This window comes from Microbacterium sp. I2 (genome assembly GCF_051364985.1).
Taxonomy (GTDB): Bacteria; Actinomycetota; Actinomycetes; order Actinomycetales; family Microbacteriaceae; genus Microbacterium.
The window spans coordinates 40,275-58,972 of the sequence record NZ_JBLWIH010000022.1 but is presented as its reverse complement, the minus strand read 5'-3'; the positions used below and the strand labels follow the sequence as shown (position 1 = coordinate 58,972).

Here is an 18,698-nt window from a genome sequence, read left to right as displayed (position 1 = left end):
GATGCTTCGTGGCGGATGCTGCGGCCCGCGCTGTCGGCCCGTCCTGCGTCAGCGGGGGTCGAGGATGACGTCGGCGACGCCCGCGGCAGGCACCTCGACCGACCGGATGTCGTCGCCGTGGGTGATGTGCGCGGTCACCGTGTCGCCCGAGAGGTTGCGCAGCCGCGCGCGGACGCCGTCGGGCACTGGACGCAGTTCGACGAGCAACGCATCGGCGGGCTCGACCTGCACGGGAGCGTCGGGCCTCAGCGCCGGGGCGGCCGTCGCGTGACGCGCCTGCAGCGGCTCGAGCAGGTCGCGGCCGTAGCGGCGCACGTCCTCGGCGGTCAGCGCGGTGACGGGCCGGAACCGATAGCGGAAGCGGCGGGTCACCTCCTGCCGGGCCGGGAAGTTCGTGAAGTGCAGGTTGTTCATGAGCCAGCTGTGCACGTGCCCGCGGGGCGCATCGAGCTCGGCCGCCCACTTGCCGGTCTGGTAGCCGCCCAGCTGCACGAGGGGAGCGTCGGACGATCCCCACAGCATGCCGCGGCCGCTGCCGGCCACGCCCACCGCGTGCTGGATCGAGTACCAGTCCTTGCTGGTGTCGGGCAGCTGCTCCCGCTCGGCGGCGAACACCGCCCCGGCCGTCTCGAGCAGGAACTCCGGCTCGTCGACCGCGAACGGGAACGACACGAAGACGCTCTCGGGCCCGAATCGCTCGGGCTTGGAGATGTGCACCTCGAGGACGACGTCCGCAGACTCATCGGCGATCACGAGCGTCGAGATCACGTGAGGGATGCCGGGTGCCGAGGTCTCCCAGCGGATCTCGGTCAGTCCGCCGCCGCGCGCGACGCGCACCGGTCCGGCGCCGCCCGCCACGACACGCTCGAACCGCGGACCGGGGTGGTCGGGGTGGAAGAGCTTGGGCGACGTGGTGATCATCGGATGCTGCGACCCGGCCTCCACCACCTCGTCGAACACCGCGCCCAGAGGTGCCTCGGCCGTGGCGTCCACGAGCTCGCGCCCGTCCGTCTCGTCCACGAGCGACACGACGCCCCCGCGCGACGGGTCGACGCTCACGCGATACCGCCCGGCGACGATCGGCCCGGTGACGTCCTCGAACACCAGCGGCTCGGGCACGGGCAGGGCGGCGACTCCGAAGGACCCGACCTCCGCGAGCGCCCGCGCATGGCGGGTGCCGGCGACCTCGACGTCGACGAGCTCGCGGCGGTGGGACTCGGTGGGGTTGACCACGACGATGGCCCCGCCGTCCGTCGCACCGGCGGCGACGGCATCCGGATCCTCGCCCTGCGCGTAGGCGTAGCGGAACCATCCTTCGATCGCGAGGTCGCGTGCGTGGTCGAACGCGTCGTACGCGAAAGCCGACTTGGCGTTGTGATGGGAGTGGGTGAACGTCGAGTGCGGCTTGGAGTACGTCTCCCAGCTGCCCCAGGTGTGCTCGCCGTACAGCAGCAGCTGCTCGTCGACATGCGCGAGGTCTTCGGCGATCTCGGCGTCCGAGCGCAGCCGCACCGGGCCGCGACGGTAGCCGAGCACGTCGAATCCCGCCTCGTGCTGCGACCCGGCGAGCGCGGCCAGTGACAGCGAACTCTGCGCGGCCCGCGCGAACGTGCGCGCCTCACGGTACACCGCGACCTCGCGCGCGGTCGAGCCGTGCCCGTGCGACCACCAGTCCGCCCACTCGCCGCGCACCGTCGGCAGGTCGAACCCGCCGGCTTCGGCCTCGAGCTCGTCCAGCGCCTCGTCGATCGTCGCGGTGCGCATCGGCAGTTCCGGATGCCGCGCGTTCCAGTGTCGGACGATGTCGAGGAACAGCGGCGTCGGCCAGCGGTTGTCGTTGCCGGCGTGCACCACCGCCGTACCCCACGGATAGTCGGCGCGCCGCTCCAGCTCGTCCACGAACTGCGAGATGCGCTCGTCGGCGAGCTCGGCGTCGCCGTCGACGATGCCCCACTCCTCGCCGAAGCCGTAGTGGGTCGACAGCCACACGAAGATGCGCCGGCCCGACGGGCCCTCCCACCAGAAGCCGCTCGGCTGGGTGAAGGGCGCCCGTCCGTGATCGGGGTTGAGGGCCATCACAAGGCGCGTGAGCCCGACATCGCGCATCTGGTCGACGACGCCCCACGCGATGCCGTTGACATCGCCATGCTGCTGGGTGCGCACGGCGATGCCCGCCGCGCGGATCTGCGCGAGCTGCTCGTAGGCGGCGTCGAACTCGAAGGTGCTCGGCAGTTGCGTCATGTTGAGGTAGCCGCCGGTGACCGCCAGCGCGCCGTTGCGCGTGAGGCCGGCCAGGTGCTCGATCTGCTCGGGCGTCGCGCGGTGCAGGAAGTTCAGGACCGGACGGGCGACCTCGAAGGTCCAGCGGAAGCCGTCGGGACCGGTCGTCGGCAGCTCGTCCGCGATCTCGAGCACGCGGTCGACGATGCCGCTGTGCATCCGGTCGATCAGGCGGGGGCTGTTGGTGTAGCCGACGTCGTGGTGGGTGTGGCCGATGAGCAGGATCTGCCGGATGGGCATGGCGAGTGCATTCCTTGGTGGATTCGTCTTCTCGGAGGTGTTCGTCTTGTCGAGATCGCCCGGGGCGAGGAAGGGGCGGGCCGACCGAAGTCGACCCGCCCCCGTGTTCCCCCCGGAGCGAGCGCGCCGGCTCAGCCGGCGGTCGCGTTCTCGTACGCCCGCATCGCGGCCTGCTGCGCGTCGGCAAGTGCCTCTTCGGGCGTCTTGTCGCCGAGCAGCGCTGCGGTGACGGCGTTGTTCAGCTCGTTCTGGATGTCCTGACCTGCCGGTGACGAGCCGAACGACTGCCCGTACTCGAGCACGTCGTAGTACGTGCTGATCGTCTGGTCGAAGCCCGCGTTGCCCGACTCCGTGACGTACTGCTCGCGGATCGACTCGTCAGGACCGGGCGAACCGGTGAACAGACCGGTGTTGATGCCGCCGTCCTCGGCGCGCGTCTCGGCGCGGGCTGCGCCGGCGGCCTCCCACGCGTCCTCGCTCGTGAGCTCGACCATCCACGCGCACGCAGCGGCAGGGTTCTCCGCGCCGGCGGGGATCACGAACGCCGTGCCGCCCGACACCGAGAACGGGTTGCCCTCGCTGTCCTTGAACGGCACCGCCTCGATCTGGATCTGGTCGACGTACGGCGAGAGCACGTTCGGGTACCACTGGGCGTTGACCTGCGCGCCGACCTGGTCGGCGACGTACTGGTTGTTGTCGCCGAAGGTGTCGAACGAATCGGTGAAGCTCTTGACCGCCGCGTAGCCGCCCTGAGCGTCGTTGATCTGCTTCAGCAGCTCGATCCCCGCGATGTTGCTGGGGTCGTCGAGCGTCGGGGCGCCGTCGCCGTCGATCAGCTGACCGCCCTGGCCCAGGATCCACAGCGCAGCCTGCCCGGTCGAGACCGGGTCGAAGCCGAGCACCGACGGCACGCCGCCGGACTCCTGATACATCTTCTCGACCGCGCCGAGCAGGGCGTCGGGGTTCGACGTGTCGATCTCCTCGTTCGTCACGCCCGCGGCATCCATCACGCGCTTGTTCAGGATGATGGCCGGCGGCTGGTAGAACTGCGGCACCGCCCAGATGCCGTCCTCGTACCGCACGTCGTCCACGACGAACGGGTACCAGTAGTCGTCCGGCGTGACGTCCTGCGCTTCGAAGCACGCGTCGAGCGGGATGATGAGGTCCTGCGCGGCGTACTGGGTGACGTACCGGCGGTCCATCTGCACCACGTCGGGCACATCGCCGCTGGCGATGCGGGTGGTGAACTTCTGTGCGTCGAACGCGGTCGCGTCGAGGTCGACTTCGACATCGCTCAACTGCTCGGCGGCATAGTCCAGGCGCGACTGGCCGACGTCGTCGGCGTTCTCGAAGCCCCACGCCGACAGGGCGCCCGTGGGCTCGGCCGTGAAGTCGATGTCACCGCCCGTGCCACCGCCGCCACCGCCGCTGCCGCACCCGGCGAGCACGACGGCAGACGCCGCGATGGCGGCGATTCCGATAATGCGCTTGCGCATCTGTTTCCCTTTCGATCGGGGCGGCTCCGTCGCCGCCGCCGCGTGGCTGGGTCCCGAATGTGGGAACCTTCCCACATGACGGTACCCACTTCATCGCGGCGGGGCAACGGATGTGCCCTGGTGTTTATTGGTTTGTGATGTGTACGTTGTGGAATCGATGTCAGTCGGGCAGCGGCATCCGGATCATCCCTTCCGGCCCTGCGTCGCGACGCCCTCGATGAAGTACCGCTGACCGAAGGCGAAGATGATGAGCATCGGCAACGTGACGAGCAGCGATGCCACCATCACGTACTGGTAGTCGCCGTGGCCTCCCGCGGTCGGGCTGTACTTGGTCATCGCGTACGCGATGCCCAGCGGTGCCGTGAAGTCGTCGACCGAGCCGGCGTTCAGATAGATCAGCGCGGCCTGCAGGTTGTTCCAGCTCGCCTGGAACTCGAAAAGGAACACGATCACGAACGACGGGATCGACAGCGGCATCGCGATGCGCCAGAACAGTCCCCAGTAGCTCGCGCCGTCCAGTCGCGCCGCTTCGAAGAGCTCCTTCGGCAGACCGAGGAAGAACTGGCGCTGCAGGAAGATGTAGAAGGCCGAGCCGAACAGGTTCATGCCCCACAGTGGCACCCACGTGCCGAGGAACCCGGTCTCTTTCCAGATCAGGTAGATCGGGATCATGGTGACCGCGCCCGGAAGCATCATCGTGGCCAGCACCAGGCCGAAGAGCAGATTGCGTCCGGGGAACTTGAAGTACGCGAAGCCGAACGCCACGATCGAGCTCGACACCGCCACCGCCGTCGCCGCCAGCAGCGCGATCGCGACGCTGTTCCACATCCAGCTCAGCAGCGGCAGCTGGTTCCACACCTCGACGTAGTTCTCGGGCATCCACGTCTTGGGGATGAGCGAGTTGTCGAACACCTCGCCGCGCGGCTTGAGACTGGCCGACAGGAGCCACACGAACGGGTAGAGGAAGAGCATCCCGAAGCCGATCAGGACGATCGTCAGGATGATGTTGCCGAGGAGTGTCTTTGGCCGCGCGAAGTGACGGCGCCAGCGCGAGCGCTTGGGCACGGTGACCACGACGGTCGCCGCCTCGGGGGTGGGCCGGGTCACGCCCGGAGTCTGCAGCGACGCCGACATCAGCGGTCTCCCTCGTAGTAGACGAAACGGTTGCCGAACTTCACCTGGATGACCGTGATGATCATGATGATGACGAACAGCAGCCAGGCCATGGCGGCGGCGAAGCCGAAGTTGAACTGACGGAAGGCCTGCTGGAACAGATAGATCGCATAGAAGAGGGAAGCCTCAGGCGACGAGTTGCTCTGATCTCGCCAGAACAGCAGGAACGCCTGGTCGAACACCTGGAACGCCGCGATCGAGAGCACGATGACGTTGAAGAACATCGCGCCCGAGATCATCGGCAGCGTGATCGAGAAGAACTTGCGGATCGGGCCCGCGCCGTCGAGCGAGGCGACCTCGTACAGCTCCTGGGGCACGTTCTTCAGTGCCGCGAGGAAGATCACCATGGTCCCGGCGACCGTCCACAGCGTCATGATCACGATGCTGGGCTTCACCCACGCCGGATCGACGAGCCATTGCGGCCCTTGGATGCCGAAGAACCGCAACCCCTGGTTGATCGCGCCGGTGTTGCCGTTGAGCAGGAGAAAGAACACCGCCGCGGTCGCCACGGCGGGCGTCATCTTGGGCAGGTAGTAGAGGGTTCGCCAGAAGCCCGCACCGCGTGCGGCGCGATTGAGGAGCATTGCCAGCACGAGCGCGAAGATGATCTCGAGCGGCACAGCCATCACGACGTAGAACAGGGTGTTCGCCAGCGACACGCCCACCCGCGGGTCATCGAACAGCCGGGCGTAGTTGTCGAAGCCGACGGGCCGCGCGGTGTTGGTGGCCAGGTTGTAGTTGCTGAACGAGATGTACAGGCTGTAGACCATCGCGCCGGCCGTGAAGACGAGGAAGCCGATGATCCACGGCGAGATGAACAGGTAGCCCGCGATGGCCTCGCGCTTGTTGTAGTGCGTCTTGACCTTCGGTGCGCGGTCCTTCTTCTTGCGGCCGCGCTCACCTTCTTCAGCGCGCCCTTCGAGCGCCTCGACGTAGGCGTCGGGCTGCGACGTCAGGCTCATCTCGGCGCCTCGCTCAGCGCGGGCTGCCAGCCGTTCCTTCTCGTCATCTCACTTCTCCACCTCGAGATGTGGCATCGTTACCACATGCCAGTGACTATACGGCGGGACGTCTGCTCGCCGCAACCGCCCCGGTTCGACCACGCGCCGATGCTAGGCACCGGTGACGCTGCGATCACGGGGGTTGCGCGCCCCGGCGCCTCTGTGCTTCTCGCCGGGCGGCCCTCGTGATCGGGGCGGACGTCGTGGTCTACGCGGCGACATCGGCAGGCGTGTGCGCGGCGGTCGCCGCGGCCCGCACCGGCGCCCGCGTCGTGCTCGTCGAGCCGGGCCGCCACATCGGCGGCATGACCAGCGGCGGCCTCGGCTACACCGACGTCGGCGACGTCCGCGCCTTGGGCGGCATGGCCGCCGAGTTCCGTGCCGCCGTGGCCGAGCACTACGGCGTGCCGGTCGGGCACTACGCCGGGCCCGAACCGCACGTGGCCGAGCAGATCTTCCTGCGTTGGCTCGACGAGGCCGGCGTCACCGTCGTGTTCTCCGCGAGCATCGCGGGCGTCGACATGCGGGACGGGCGGATCGCACGGCTGACTCTTCGCGACGGTTCGGTCGTCGAGGCCGCGGTGTTCGTCGATGCGAGCTACGAAGGGGATCTGCTCGCGGCATCCGGTGTCTCGTATGCCGTGGGGCGCGAGTCGCGGTCGCTGTACGGCGAGGAGTTCGCCGGACGGCGCGAGGTCGTGCCGGGACGCCATTCGATACCGCCATGGATCTCGCCGTTCGGTGACGATCCCGCGGGTCTGACGTCCGGGCCACTGCTCCCCCAGATCAAGCCGGAGCCGATGGCCGACGTCGGCGCGGGCGACGGCGGCGTGATGTCGTTCGGATACCGTGTGTGCCTGTCGCGCGCTCCCGACCGCATCCCATTCCTTCGTCGCGAGGGCTACGACGACGCGCACTGGGAGCTCGGCCGTCGCATCTTCGCCGACGCCGAACGCCGCGGCGACGTCCATCCTGCGGGCCGGTATCTCGGGCTCGAGCCGAACCTGCCCGGGGGCAAGGCCGACGGCAACTCGCTCGGGCCGTTCTCGCTCAGCGTGCTCGACGGCAGTGCGTGGGAGTATCCGGATGCCGCTCCCGAGCGCCGCGAGCAGCTCCGGCTGCATCACCTGCACCACGCCGAGGACTTCCTGTGGTTCCTCGCGAACGACCCCGGCGTGCCGGCCGACGTGAGGCGAGGCATGCAGGAGTGGGGACTGCCCGCCGACGAGTTCGCCGACACCGGCCACCTGCCGCACCAGCTGTACGTGCGCGAAGCGCGCCGGATGGTGACGGATGCCGTCATCACGGAGCACGAGCTGCGGTCGGGGACGGTTCCACCCGACGTCGTGGCGCTCGGGTCGTACCACCTCGACATCCGCGAGGTGCAGCGAGCGTGGCGCTGGGTCTACGAGCATCCCGACCCGATCGCGATGGTGGTCAGCGAGGGGTACCTGTCGGTGCCCGTGCCGATCTACGGCATCGGCTACTCGGCGCTCGTCCCGCGGCGCGACGAGTGCTCGAACCTCGTGGTCGCGGTGTGCGTCGCGGCATCCCATGTCGCGTTCTCGTCGATCCGCATGGAGCCGCAGTACCAGATGCTCGGCCACGCGGCCGGGGTGGCCGCGGCCCTCGCGGCCCGGGCGGGGGCCGCGGTGCATGACGTCGACGTCGATCTGCTGCAGCAGCGTCTGCGCGACGGCGGGGCGGTGCTCGGGCTCGCCTTATGATGGGCCACGTCTCAGACCCCGGTTCGGAAGGGGGCCGCAATGGCTTCGGGCGATCTCACCCACCTGCAGGAGGGTGCCGTCATCCCGTTCGGCGGCGACCGCTTCACGACGGTCCCCGCTGAGCTGGCCGAGGCGTTCCAGCCTGGCGATCACCTTCACGTCGTGCAGACCACGGGTGCGCTGCTCCATGTGCCGGCCGCGGTGCGCGACGCCGTCCGCGAGCAGGTCGACGCCGCCGTCGCCGCGTTCGAGCAGCTCCGCACGGCCGGCGCCGAGCCGGTGCACGCGTTCTACGCGGCGTTCGCCGACGCGCTGGCCGACGACGGGGTCTGGGCGCGGATCGTGCACGCGAACGAGGCCGACGTCGAGCGGGCGGAATCCCTGGGCCGCTCGACCACGCGGCTGCGCGTCTCGGACCGCATGCGCGAGGACATGATCGAGGGACTCCGCGGTTGGGCCGCGCACGTTCTGAACGCGCCGGCCGCCGATGTCGTCGCCCGCGTCGAGCACGACGACTGGGTCGTCGAGACGGTGGCCGCGCCGTTGGGTGTCATCGCCTTCGTCTTCGAGGGCCGGCCCAACGTCTTCGCCGACGCCGCGGGCGTGCTGGCGACCGGCAACACGGCGGTCCTGCGCATCGGCGGGGACGCGCTGGCCACGGCCCAGGCGATCCAGGACCACGCGCTGCGCCCCGCGCTCGAGCAGTCGGGCCTGCCCGACGGCGCCGTCCGGCTCATCCCCGTCCGTGAGCGCTCGGCCGGGTGGGCGCTCTTCAGCGACGCCCGCCTCGCGCTGGCCGTCGTGCGCGGATCGGGCACGGCCGTCACCGAGCTCAGCAGCGTCGCACGGCAGAGCGGCATCCCCGTCAGCTCGCACGGCACCGGCGGCGCGTGGCTGATCGCCGACCGCACCGCCGATCCTCAGCGCCTCGCCGGCGTGGTGCGCAACTCGCTCGACCGCAAGGTGTGCAACACGCTCAATGTCGCCGCCGTCGTGCGCGATCGGGCGGCCGAGCTGGTGCCGCTGCTGCTGGCCGCCGCCGACGAGGCCGCCGCCGCGCGGGGCGGCGTCGCCCGCCTCCACGTCGTCGACGGCAGCGAATCGTGGATCCCCACCGAGGACCTGGCGCGCACCATCGAGGTGCGTCGCGCCGAGGGCACCGTGACCGAGCCCCGCGCCACGCTGCTCGACGTGGCCGACCTCGGCACCGAGTGGGAGTGGGAGGAGACGCCCGAGCTCAGCCTCGTCGTGGTCGACGACGCCGAAGAGGCCGTGCGCCTCTTCAACGCGTACAGTCCCCAGTTCGTCGCGACGCTCATCTCGGAGGACCCCGACGCGCACGCACGCTTCCGCGAGAGCGTGAACGCCCCCTTCGTCGGCGACGGATTCACCCGATGGGCCGACGGCCAGTACGCGCTGCACCAGCCCGAGCTCGGCCTGTCGAACTGGCAGAACGGTCGCCTGCTCGGACGTGCCGGCATCCTCACCGGCGCCGACCTGACCACGCGTCAGACCTTCGCCCACCACGACAGCGCGGATCAGCACCGCTGACGGGCGTCGCCCCGCCCGACGTCGTCGAGCGGGGCGGGGTGGCCGTCAGGCGTGGAAGGCGCTCGCGTGCTCGCGGGCCCATTGCGCGAAGGGGCGAGCGGGCGTTCCGGTGAGCCGGGCGACCGTGTCCTGCACGCGCTGTCCGACCGCGGGCGGGTTCTTCGCCAGCCCGATCATGAACTCGACATACTCCGGCGGATAGCCGAGCTCCTGCAGGCGCAGGCGCTCCTCGTGCTCGGTCAGGTGCACCCAGCGCAGCTCACGGCCCAGCGCCTCGCCGATCCGCGCAACCCGCTCGGCGGGCCTGAGCGCCTCCGGACCGGTGAGGTAATAGGTCTCACCGTGGTGCCCGTCTTCGGTGAGGACTGCCACGGCTGCTGCCGCGATGTCGGCCTCGTGCACCATGGCGCTCGGGAAGTCCGCCATCGTGCGAATTACGCCTTCGCCCGACACCTGCGCCGCCCACTCCAGGGCGTTCATCATGAACTCGACGGGCGCCACCAGCGCCCACGCCAGTGCGCTGTCCCGAAGCGCCGGCTCGAGGGTGCTCTGCTCCCATCCACCGAGGACGCTCACCCGCCTCACGCCGGCCTTCTCTGCGACCTCGACGAGGTCACGGCCGTTCCGCAGCGTCGTGCCGGATGCTGCGTCGAAGGTGATGAAATGCACCGCGTCGCATCCAGCCATCGCCGCGCGCATCGCTCCGGCATCCGTGAGGTCCCCGCGCACCACCTCGACACCATCAGGCAGGTCCGCCGCCTCCGGCCTGCGCGTGAGCGCCCGCACCGTCTCACCCCGCTCCACCAGCTGGGCGACGATCTGGCGGCCGACATTTCCGGTTGCCCCGGTGACGAGAATGGTCATGCGTGATCCCTTTCGTTCGATGTTCACGAACAGAGACTCTCGCTCCACCCGGACAGGAACTGTCCTCAACGAGGACCCGACCGAGTCGCCGCCAGGACCAGTCGATATCATGCAGCGCATGGCCATCAAGCTTGAGAACGTCGGCATCGCGGTTCGCGACATCGAAGAGGCGATCGCCTTCTTCACCGACCTCGGCCTCACAGTCCTCGGACGTGACACGGTCAGCGGCGAGTGGGCCGAGACCGCCGTCGGGCTCGACGGCAACCACGCCAAGATCGCCGTGCTGCAGACGCCGGACGGTCAGGGCCAGCTCGAGTTCTTCGAGTACATCCACCCGCAGGCGATCGAGACGGAGCCCACCCGTCCCAACGAGATCGGCATGCACCGCGTCGCGTTCTCGGTCGACGACATCGATGAGGCGCTGGCGATCGCCGCGCGGCACGGCTGCTACCCGCTCCGTGGCGTCGCCACCTACGAGGACGTGTACAAGCTCACGTACCTCCGCGGTCCGAGCGGCATCCTCGTGATGCTCGCCCAGTCGCTGCAGAAGGACTAGAGGAGCAGACATCACCAGGACAAGGAGCGCACCGTCGTTGCCCAGTCCGCGCCGCGTGCAGGGCACGTACTACACGCTCATGCTCGGCAACACGCTCGCGGCGTCGTTCATCTGGGGGATCAACACCCTCTTCCTGCTCGATGCCGGCCTCTCGAACCTCGAGGCATTCGCTGCGAATGCCTTCTTCACCGCGGGGATGCTGCTGTTCGAGATCCCGACGGGCGTCGTGGCCGATACCGTCGGACGCCGCGCGTCGTACCTGCTCGGCACGGTCACATTGGCGGTGACGACCGTCCTCTACTGGCTGCTCTGGGTCTGGCATTCGCCGTTCTGGGCCTGGGCCGTCGTCTCGGTGCTGCTCGGACTGGGCTTCACGTTCTTCTCGGGTGCCGTGGACGCCTGGCTCGTCGACGCACTGAAGGCGACCGGCTACCAAGGCAGCCTCGAGACCGTCTTCGGCCGCGCGCAGATCGTGGGCGGCATCGCGATGCTCTCCGGGTCGGTGCTCGGCGGCGTCATCGCGCAGGTGACGGATCTCGGCGTGCCGTTCCTCTTCCGAGGCGCCATCCTGCTGCTGATGTTCATCGTCGCCGCCCTGCTCATGCGCGACCTGGGCTTCGTGCCGGATCGGAGCGAGAGCCCCCTCCGGGCGACCCGCACCGTCCTGCGCGCCTCCGTCCGCTACGGCCTCGGTGATCCGCCGGTGCGCTGGCTCATGCTCACGGGCCCCTTCACCGCGGGCGTCGGCATGTACGTCTTCTACGCGCTGCAGCCTTATCTGCTGGAACTCTGGGGCGACGAGGAGGCCTACTCGGTCGCCGGGCTCGCCGCCGCTCTCCTGTCGGGCGCGGCGATCCTCGGCGGAGCGCTGGCACCCCGTGTCCGCAGACTGTTCCGAAGGCGCACTTCGGCGATCCTGCTGGCGACGGTCTCGAGCGTCCTGGTACTGATCGGTCTCGGGCTGGTGCGTGAGTTCTGGTTCGCCGTCGTCCTGGTGGCGCTGTGGGGCATCGCATCGGCGATCGATGATCCCGTGCACCGGGCGTATCTCAACGACATGATCCCGTCGAAGCAGCGCGCAACAGTGCTCTCGTTCGACTCGCTGATGGGCTCGGGCGGTGGGGTCGTCTTCCAGCCGATCCTGGGGCGAGTTGCGGATGTCGGGGGCTACGGTGCATCCATGATCTGGAGCGGCGCGATTTCGGTCCTGGCCGTTCCCCTCATCCTGCTGAGCAGAGCGCAGCACTCGCCGGCCGACACGGCCCGCGAGGTCACTGGCACCGACGCCTAGACCCGGACGGGGTTGCGAGCGCGGGTCGGTCTCCTTCGCAGTCTGCGGACGAACGACTGACGTCGGCGGAGCGGCGTGGGTCAGCGACCAGCCGGTGCGGGGGCGGTGCTCTCGCGCACCGTGAGGGACGTCGCCAGCTCCACGTGACGGGACGAGGGATGCCGCCCCTCCGCCATCACAAGTATGGTCTGGACCGCCATGGCGCCCATGCCCTCGAGGTGCTGGTGGACGGTCGTCAGAGGAGGCGTGGTCCACGCCGCTTGCGGCGTGTCGTCGAAGCCCGTGACGCTCAGTTGCTCGGGTACGCGGATGCCGAGTTCGTGGGCCGTCGCGAGCACACCGACGGCGATCTCGTCGTCGCCCGCCATGATGGCGGTCGGGGGCCGGGTGGACGTGAGCAGATCGCGCGCGTGCTTGGCGCCCGAGGCGACGGCGAACTGGTCTGCGCGGATGAGCCCCGGATCGACGGCGATGCCGGCGGCGTCGAGCGCCGCTTGGTATCCGTAGAGCCGGTCGCGCGCAGCATCCGACGCCTCGGGGCCGCCGATCCATGCGATGCGATCGTGACCCAGCTCGATGAGAAGCTCGGTCGCAGTGCGTGCGCCGGCCCAGTTGCTCGAGCCGACGCTCACCATGCGGGGGTGGTGCGTGTCGACGGGGTCGACGATGACGAAGGGCAGATCGGCATTGCTCGCCGCTTCGATCAGCGCGTCGGGGGCGGACAGCGTCAGGCCGATGATGCCGACGACACCCGACTCCTGCTGCTCAGCGACCCATCTGCGCGCCACGGCACGCTGCGTGCGCGTGGCCCGAGCGGGGGCGAGGCGCGTCAGCAGGTCGATCTCCGTCTCTGTCGTCGCCGAGAGGACGCCCTGCAGCACGCCGAGGATGTACGGCGAGGCGGGGAGATCGAACACGACGGCGATCGCGCGGCGCGCCGACTCGGGCGCCGTGACGGTGGTCGGCCGGTAATCGAGTTCGGTGACGGCAGCCAGGACGCGTTCCCGTGTTTCGGACGAGATGTCGTCACGGCCGTTGAGTGCCTTTGAGACCGTGCCCCGCGAGACTCCGACCGCCGCGGCCACGTCGGCGAGAGTTGCGCGACGTGGCGTGCTCTCACGGCCCATAGCGTTCTCCAGGTCGAACTAGTTTCGAAATTCGACGCCTCATTCCCCGCCGATCCCTGCGTCTTTGACGGCGCATGTTGACATGGTACGCCGCTGTACCTAACATGATCACACGATACACGTTGCGAAACATTTTCGCAAGAGTCGTTCCCGAATCTCTTCTGCTGTGACCAAAGGAGGTCGTCTGTGTCCGTCGTGACATCGCCCGCGCTCATGATCGACGGCCGGGTCCCCGCCGACGCGCCGTTGCACCATGTCTGGAGCGTGTGCGTCGGCGCCGGTCGGGCCAATGAGGCGCTCCGCGCGGACTGGCAGAGCCACTTCCGCGAAGCCGTCACGACATTCGGCGCACGATACGTGCGATTCCACGGCCTCTTCCACGACGACATGTTCGTCTACCGTGCATCGAACGGCGGAGGCTTCGGCCCGCCGACTCCCCTCGACAAGCCGGTGTACACCTTCGCGTACGTCGACAAGGTCTTCGACGCGATCCTCGACACGGGGGCTCGCCCGTTCGTCGAGCTGGGATTCATGCCCCGAGAGCTCGCGACGCAGACCGAGACCCTCTTCTGGTGGAAGGCGCATTGCAGCCCGCCGAACGACATGAACGCGTGGGTCGACCTCGTCACGGCGACCGTCCTGCACTGGATCGAACGCTACGGCCGCGAGGAGGTGCGCACGTGGCCGTTCGAAGTGTGGAACGAGCCGAACCTCGTGCCTCATTTCTGGACCGGCACGCGCACGCAGTACTTCGAACTGTACGAGGCGACCGCCCGCGCGCTGAAGGCGATCGATCCCGGCCTGAAGGTCGGCGGCCCCTCGTCATCCGTCTTCGTTCCCGACTCCCGGTACGACGGCGAGTACCACGACAGGTCCGTCGAGGCTGCGACAGCCGAAGCGCCCGATCCCGAGGTCCTGCCGTGGAAGCCGGTGTGGATCCACGAGCTCATCGCCTACTGCGCGGAGCGCGAGCTCCCGATCGACTTCTTCTCGACGCACCTCTACCCCACCGACTACGCGTTCGACACCCAGGGCGTCGGCCGCGCGATCAGCCGCGACCGGGATGCCACACGCAATGACCTCGAAGAGATGCGGCGGATCATCGCGGCATCCCCTTACCCGGATGCCGATCTGCACATCACCGAATGGTCCACGTCACCGTCGAGCCGGGATCGGATGCACGACACGGTGTACGCGGCGACCTACATCACGCGAGCTTTCCTGCAGGCCCACGCGCTCGCTGATTCCATCTCGTACTGGACCTTCACGGATGTCTTCGAAGAGGGCGGCGGCGGCATCGGACCCTTCCACGGCGGATTCGGCTTCGTCAACGAGCAGGGCATCCACAAGCCCACCTTCCACGCGATGGCGATGCTCCACCGACTCGGCGAGCGCATCGCCCTCCAGACCGAGCACGGCATCATCACGAGCACGACCGACGACGCGATCGCCGCTGTCTTCTTCAACTACCCCGACTCGATGGGATCGCGGTCGGTCGGCGATGCCACCAGCTACGTACAGACGCGCCGGCTCGCCGGCGAGGGGCCCGCTCGACGAATCAGTCACTCCGTCGCCGGGCTCATCCCGGGCGACACCTATGCCGTCGAGATCCTCGACCAGGACCACGGGAATGTGGCCGAGGCGTGGCATCGACTCGGCGAGCCTCTCAACCTCTCTCGCCAGCAGGTCGCGGATCTCCAGAGGATCGCCGACGACCTCTCCACGAGCACGCTCACGGTGAACGACGACGGCGTGCTCGCGATCGACGTCACCCTGGCGCCCTGGGCCGTCATGTCGATCTCACGAGCAACCCCCTGACCCAGCCGATCCGGGCACAACGACGTCACGAAAGGACCCACATCATGAGACTCAGCAAGCGAGCCGCCGCGGTCGCGGCCACTGCAACGCTCACCGCTCTCGCCCTCGCCTCCTGCAGCGGAGGCGGCGGCGGGGGCGGCGGCGGCGAAGAGGCCACCGAAGACAACAAGCCCGAGAAGCTGACCGTCGCGGCGTGGATGGACTTCCCGCCCGAGCTTCTCGCCTCCTTCGAGGAGGAGTACGGCATCGAGGTCGTGGTGAACTCGTTCCCCGACGGCGCCTCAGCTCAGACCGTCCTGCGCAACGGCCTCTCGTCCGAAGGAGCAGGGCTGTCGGACGTCCACCTCATCGAGCTCGACTGGTGGACCGAGATGATGGCGGTCCCCGAGGACTGGGTGGAGCTGCCCGAGATCCCCGACCGCTGGGTCGACTGGAAGGTCACGCAGGGCTCCGTCGACGGCGTGATCACCGGATACGGCACAGACATCGGTCCCCTCGGCATCGCCTTCAATCAGGACATGACGGGGACGGCCGGCCTCGCCGCAGACCCCGAGTCCTTCGGCGAGTTCATCGGAGGCGATGCCGCGACGTGGGAGTCGTTCCTCGACGCCGGCCGCGAATACGTGGCCGTCTCGGACAACTTCTTCATCGACTCGCTCTCGAGCGCCTTCCAGGCAGCCATCAACCTGCTGCCCGACGCCTTCGAGGATCCGGAGTCGGGTAAGCCGTACAACCTGGCCGACAACGCCGCCATCGAAGAGCTGTTCATGACCTTCGCCGAGGCGGCTGAAGACGGCATCTCCGCCGGCATCCCCATCGGGCACGCCGACTGGGGCGCCGGATTCCAGAACCGCCAGTGGGCGACCGTTGTGACCCCCGCCTGGATGGCCGGCATCATCGCCGAGAACGCCGACGGGATCCCGGGCTGGCGCGTCTCGAGCACGTTCCCGGATGGCGGCGGCAACTGGGGCGGATCGTTCTTCGCCGTGCCGTCGACCGGTGAGAACACGGGATGGGCGGTCGAGCTGGCCGACTATCTGACGTCGCCGGATGCCGCCATCCAGTGGTTCCACGAGACTGGCCAGTTCCCGTCGCAGCTGGAAGCCATCGAGAGCCCCGACATCGCCGAGACCGAGAACGAGTTCTTCGGCGGACAGCGACTCGGGCAGATCTACGGCGATCTCGCGGCGGCCGCGGGAGATGCCGCAGCGGGCGGATACCGCGGCGAGAACTTCGCGGGCATCCAGACGCTCGTCACGGACGGAATCGGTCTGGTCGAGTCGGGCAGCGCCACCCCGCAAGAGGCATGGGAGTCGGTGGTGAGCGACTTCGAGGCACTCGGATTCGACACCGCCGACTGACCCCTGAACGGCGGTCCGGCTCAGCACCGGGCCGGACCGCCACCCCACACGGACCCGGAAGCACGGAGGCTCGAACGATGGCTGTCAATTCGGCGGTGCCACGCACCGCGAGGCGGATCGGATGGGGGCAGCGGCTCTCGCGCTGGGACTTCAAGCTCTCGCCCTACCTGTACGTCTCGCCCTTCTTCCTGCTCTTCGCGGTCTTCGGCGCGTTCCCCCTCTTCTTCAACATCGTCGTCGCGCTCCACGACTGGCATCGCCGTTCCGGAATGGGCGAGTTCGTCGGTCTCGACAACTTCGCCTGGGTGCTGCGGCAGCCGCTGTTCTGGCGCTCGCTCGAGAACACCATCTCGATCTTCCTGCTCGGCGGCATCCCGCAGCTCATCCTCGCGTTGCTGATCGCGGCGATCCTCGACCAGAACCTGCGCGCCCGCACGTTCTGGCGGATGAGCGTGCTCATCCCCTTCGTCGTCATGCCCGTGGCGACGTCGATGATCTTCGGGCAGGTCTTCGGTCAGTTCGGCATCCTGGTGCCCAACCTGCACGCCCTCGGACTGTTCACCGAGAGCAGTTCGCCCTTCTTCCAGGACCGACTGCTGTCGCACATCGCGATCGGCTCGATGGTGGTCTTCCGATGGACGGGATACAACGCGCTCATCCTCCTCGCGGCCATGCAAGCGGTCCCGCGAGACCTCTACGAGGCGGCGACGGTCGACGGTGCGAGCCGCTTCCGCCAGTTCTTCTCGGTCACCATCCCCGGCATCCGCCCGACCCTGATCTTCGTCATCCTGACGATGACGATCGGCGGACTCGAGATCTTCGACGAAGCACGCCTGTTCGACGGGGGTGGCACGGGCGGTGGCTCGGGCGGCGCCGACAACCAGTGGACCACGGTGATGCTCTACCTCTTCAACCTCGGCTTCGGTGAGTGGCAGGACCGCCTCGGCCAGGCCGCGGCGGTCGGATGGATCTTCGCGTTCATCATCCTCGTCATCTCGCTGCTCAACTTCCTCCTCACGCGTTCGATCTCGTCGTCGGGAGCTCCGCGCAGCCGCGGCCGCGGGTCGCGGCGTTCGGGCCCGCCGCGCCGGCCGGCTTCCCCTCCTATGGGTGCGACGCCGGCGGCCGTCGCTGAAGACACGATGGAAGGAGTTCTTCGATGAGCACGGCATTCATCGAGAACACCGCAGGTCGGGGCGCCGCGCGGTACGCGAAGAAGCGCGCGGCCCGTGGCCGTCCGGTCGCTTCCCACAATCCGTCGGCGCGCCGTCCCGGCTGGGTCACGTACGGGTTCCTGACCGTCGTGATCGTCCTGTCGGTGTTCCCTCTCTACGCGGCTGCGATGTACGGTTCGTCGACGACCACCGAGATCACCCGGTCCGTCGGCAACCTCCCGCGGTGGCTGCCGACCGCCACCCTGTGGCAGAACTTCGGCGAGGTCTTCGCGGCGGAGCAGTTCAGCATCTGGATCGCCTTCGCCAACTCGCTGCTGGTCGCGGTGACCGTGAGCGCCTCCGTCGTCTTCTTCTCGACGCTCGCCGGTTTCAGCTTCTCGAAGCTGCGATTCCCCGGGCGGCGGGCACTTTACGTCGCGGTGCTCGCGACCCTGATCATCCCCGCACAGGTCGGGACGATCCCGCTGTTCGTCATGATGAACGAGTTCGGATGGATCGATTCGCTGCTGGCGCTGATCGTCCCCGGTCTTGTGGCGGCGTTCGGCGTGTTCTGGATGACCCAGTACCTCGAAGAGGCCCTGCCCTATGAACTCATCGAGGCGGCCCGCGTCGACGGGGCCTCGATGCTGCGCACCTTCTGGTCGATCGCCCTGCCCGCCGCCCGGCCGGCCGCAGCGACCCTCGCGCTCTTCACCTTCATCGGGTCGTGGAACAGCTTCTTCTGGCCGTCGGTCGTCATGCGGTCACAGCTCACCATGCCGCTCGTGGTCCCCCAGCTGCGAGGAGCGTTCACGTCCGACACGGGGCTCGTGATGGCCGGCGTCTTCCTCGTCGCGGCGCCCCTGCTCATCGTTCTGGTCCTCGCGGGCAGGCAGCTGGTGTCGGGGGTCATGGCCGGCGCCGTCAAGGGCTGACCGCGCGGGCCCACACCCTGGCGGGCGTACCTGAGGTGAGAAACCACACTCAGGTTGAAACACCCCGTGCGCCGTGGTTTCTCAACCAAGACATGGTTTCTCAACTGACGCGTGGTCTCTCAAC

General features: G+C 68.6%; 14 protein-coding genes. 8 read left to right on the top strand and 6 right to left on the bottom strand.

Translation table 11 applies throughout. The features are described 5' to 3' along the window. Positions 1-48 precede the first annotated feature (48 nt). The 4 genes from ACLKM7_RS15840 to ACLKM7_RS15825 form a co-directional block, all read right to left on the bottom strand. Complete coding sequence (locus tag ACLKM7_RS15840; RefSeq protein ID WP_436448126.1) at positions 49-2,520, bottom strand: hypothetical protein; 2,472 nt, start codon at positions 2,518-2,520, stop codon at positions 49-51. Between the two features lie 131 nt (positions 2,521-2,651). Further along, a complete protein-coding gene (locus ACLKM7_RS15835; protein WP_436448125.1) occupies positions 2,652-4,016 on the bottom strand; it encodes an ABC transporter substrate-binding protein in 1,365 nt (454 codons plus the stop codon). A gap of 183 nt (positions 4,017-4,199) precedes the next feature. Next, positions 4,200-5,150 carry a carbohydrate ABC transporter permease gene (locus ACLKM7_RS15830; protein ID WP_436448124.1) on the bottom strand — a complete coding sequence of 317 codons (951 nt, stop codon included), beginning with the start codon at positions 5,148-5,150 and terminating at the stop codon, positions 4,200-4,202. Next, the gene (locus ACLKM7_RS15825; protein ID WP_436448123.1) at positions 5,150-6,151 is read right to left on the bottom strand and encodes a carbohydrate ABC transporter permease; all 1,002 of its coding nucleotides are present in this window, start codon (positions 6,149-6,151) and stop codon (positions 5,150-5,152) included. The genes ACLKM7_RS15830 and ACLKM7_RS15825 overlap by 1 nt, the downstream gene beginning before the upstream one ends. Before the next feature lie 224 nt (positions 6,152-6,375). Between ACLKM7_RS15825 and ACLKM7_RS15820 the strand changes: the two genes are divergently transcribed. After that, complete coding sequence (locus ACLKM7_RS15820) at positions 6,376-7,917, top strand: FAD-dependent oxidoreductase (RefSeq protein ID WP_436448122.1); 1,542 nt, start codon at positions 6,376-6,378, stop codon at positions 7,915-7,917. A 39-nt stretch (positions 7,918-7,956) separates the two neighbouring features. Further along, on the top strand, positions 7,957-9,468 hold the full coding sequence (locus ACLKM7_RS15815; RefSeq protein WP_436448121.1) for an aldehyde dehydrogenase family protein: 1,512 nt from the start codon (positions 7,957-7,959) through the stop codon (positions 9,466-9,468). A 45-nt stretch (positions 9,469-9,513) separates the two neighbouring features. Here ACLKM7_RS15815 and ACLKM7_RS15810 read toward each other — a convergent pair whose 3' ends face one another. Continuing rightward, complete coding sequence (locus tag ACLKM7_RS15810) at positions 9,514-10,332, bottom strand: NAD(P)H-binding protein (protein WP_436448120.1); 819 nt, start codon at positions 10,330-10,332, stop codon at positions 9,514-9,516. Positions 10,333-10,450: 118 nt separating this feature from the next. On the opposite strand from ACLKM7_RS15810, the gene ACLKM7_RS15805 reads away from it, so the two are divergent. Continuing rightward, entirely contained in the window at positions 10,451-10,888 is a 438-nt protein-coding gene (locus tag ACLKM7_RS15805; RefSeq protein WP_436448119.1) for a VOC family protein, read from the top strand. Between the two features lie 79 nt (positions 10,889-10,967). After that, complete coding sequence (locus ACLKM7_RS15800; RefSeq protein WP_436448416.1) at positions 10,968-12,179, top strand: MFS transporter; 1,212 nt, start codon at positions 10,968-10,970, stop codon at positions 12,177-12,179. Between the two features lie 80 nt (positions 12,180-12,259). Here the strand turns inward: ACLKM7_RS15800 and ACLKM7_RS15795 are convergent, their stop codons facing one another. Then, complete coding sequence (locus ACLKM7_RS15795; protein WP_436448118.1) at positions 12,260-13,306, bottom strand: LacI family DNA-binding transcriptional regulator; 1,047 nt, start codon at positions 13,304-13,306, stop codon at positions 12,260-12,262. A 186-nt stretch (positions 13,307-13,492) separates the two neighbouring features. Between ACLKM7_RS15795 and ACLKM7_RS15790 the strand changes: the two genes are divergently transcribed. The 4 genes from ACLKM7_RS15790 to ACLKM7_RS15775 all read left to right on the top strand — a co-directional run bounded on the left by ACLKM7_RS15790 (position 13,493) and on the right by ACLKM7_RS15775 (position 18,574). Next, positions 13,493-15,124, top strand: coding sequence for a GH39 family glycosyl hydrolase (locus ACLKM7_RS15790; RefSeq protein ID WP_436448117.1), 1,632 nt, complete (start codon positions 13,493-13,495; stop codon positions 15,122-15,124). A gap of 44 nt (positions 15,125-15,168) precedes the next feature. Continuing rightward, positions 15,169-16,485, top strand: coding sequence for an extracellular solute-binding protein (locus ACLKM7_RS15785; RefSeq protein ID WP_436448116.1), 1,317 nt, complete (start codon positions 15,169-15,171; stop codon positions 16,483-16,485). A 77-nt stretch (positions 16,486-16,562) separates the two neighbouring features. Continuing rightward, entirely contained in the window at positions 16,563-17,648 is a 1,086-nt protein-coding gene (locus ACLKM7_RS15780) for a carbohydrate ABC transporter permease (protein WP_436448115.1), read from the top strand. Continuing rightward, the gene (locus ACLKM7_RS15775; protein ID WP_436448114.1) at positions 17,645-18,574 is read left to right on the top strand and encodes a carbohydrate ABC transporter permease; all 930 of its coding nucleotides are present in this window, start codon (positions 17,645-17,647) and stop codon (positions 18,572-18,574) included. Before ACLKM7_RS15780 ends, ACLKM7_RS15775 begins: the two co-directional genes overlap by 4 nt. Positions 18,575-18,698: the final 124 nt, after the last annotated feature.

Bases quoted from the DNA above. Each gene is read 5' to 3' on its own strand.
- ACLKM7_RS15795 (WP_436448118.1), bottom strand. From the start codon at position 13,306: ATGGGCCGTGAGAGCACGCCACGTCGCGCAACTCTCGCCGACGTGGCC.
- ACLKM7_RS15775 (WP_436448114.1), top strand. From the start codon at position 17,645: ATGAGCACGGCATTCATCGAGAACACCGCAGGTCGGGGCGCCGCGCGG.
- ACLKM7_RS15785 (WP_436448116.1), top strand. From the start codon at position 15,169: ATGAGACTCAGCAAGCGAGCCGCCGCGGTCGCGGCCACTGCAACGCTC.
- ACLKM7_RS15835 (WP_436448125.1), bottom strand. From the start codon at position 4,016: ATGCGCAAGCGCATTATCGGAATCGCCGCCATCGCGGCGTCTGCCGTC.
- ACLKM7_RS15800 (WP_436448416.1), top strand. From the start codon at position 10,968: ATGCTCGGCAACACGCTCGCGGCGTCGTTCATCTGGGGGATCAACACC.
- ACLKM7_RS15815 (WP_436448121.1), top strand. From the start codon at position 7,957: ATGGCTTCGGGCGATCTCACCCACCTGCAGGAGGGTGCCGTCATCCCG.
- ACLKM7_RS15805 (WP_436448119.1), top strand. From the start codon at position 10,451: ATGGCCATCAAGCTTGAGAACGTCGGCATCGCGGTTCGCGACATCGAA.
- ACLKM7_RS15825 (WP_436448123.1), bottom strand. From the start codon at position 6,151: ATGAGCCTGACGTCGCAGCCCGACGCCTACGTCGAGGCGCTCGAAGGG.
- ACLKM7_RS15830 (WP_436448124.1), bottom strand. From the start codon at position 5,150: ATGTCGGCGTCGCTGCAGACTCCGGGCGTGACCCGGCCCACCCCCGAG.
- ACLKM7_RS15840 (WP_436448126.1), bottom strand. From the start codon at position 2,520: ATGCCCATCCGGCAGATCCTGCTCATCGGCCACACCCACCACGACGTC.
- ACLKM7_RS15810 (WP_436448120.1), bottom strand. From the start codon at position 10,332: ATGACCATTCTCGTCACCGGGGCAACCGGAAATGTCGGCCGCCAGATC.
- ACLKM7_RS15780 (WP_436448115.1), top strand. From the start codon at position 16,563: ATGGCTGTCAATTCGGCGGTGCCACGCACCGCGAGGCGGATCGGATGG.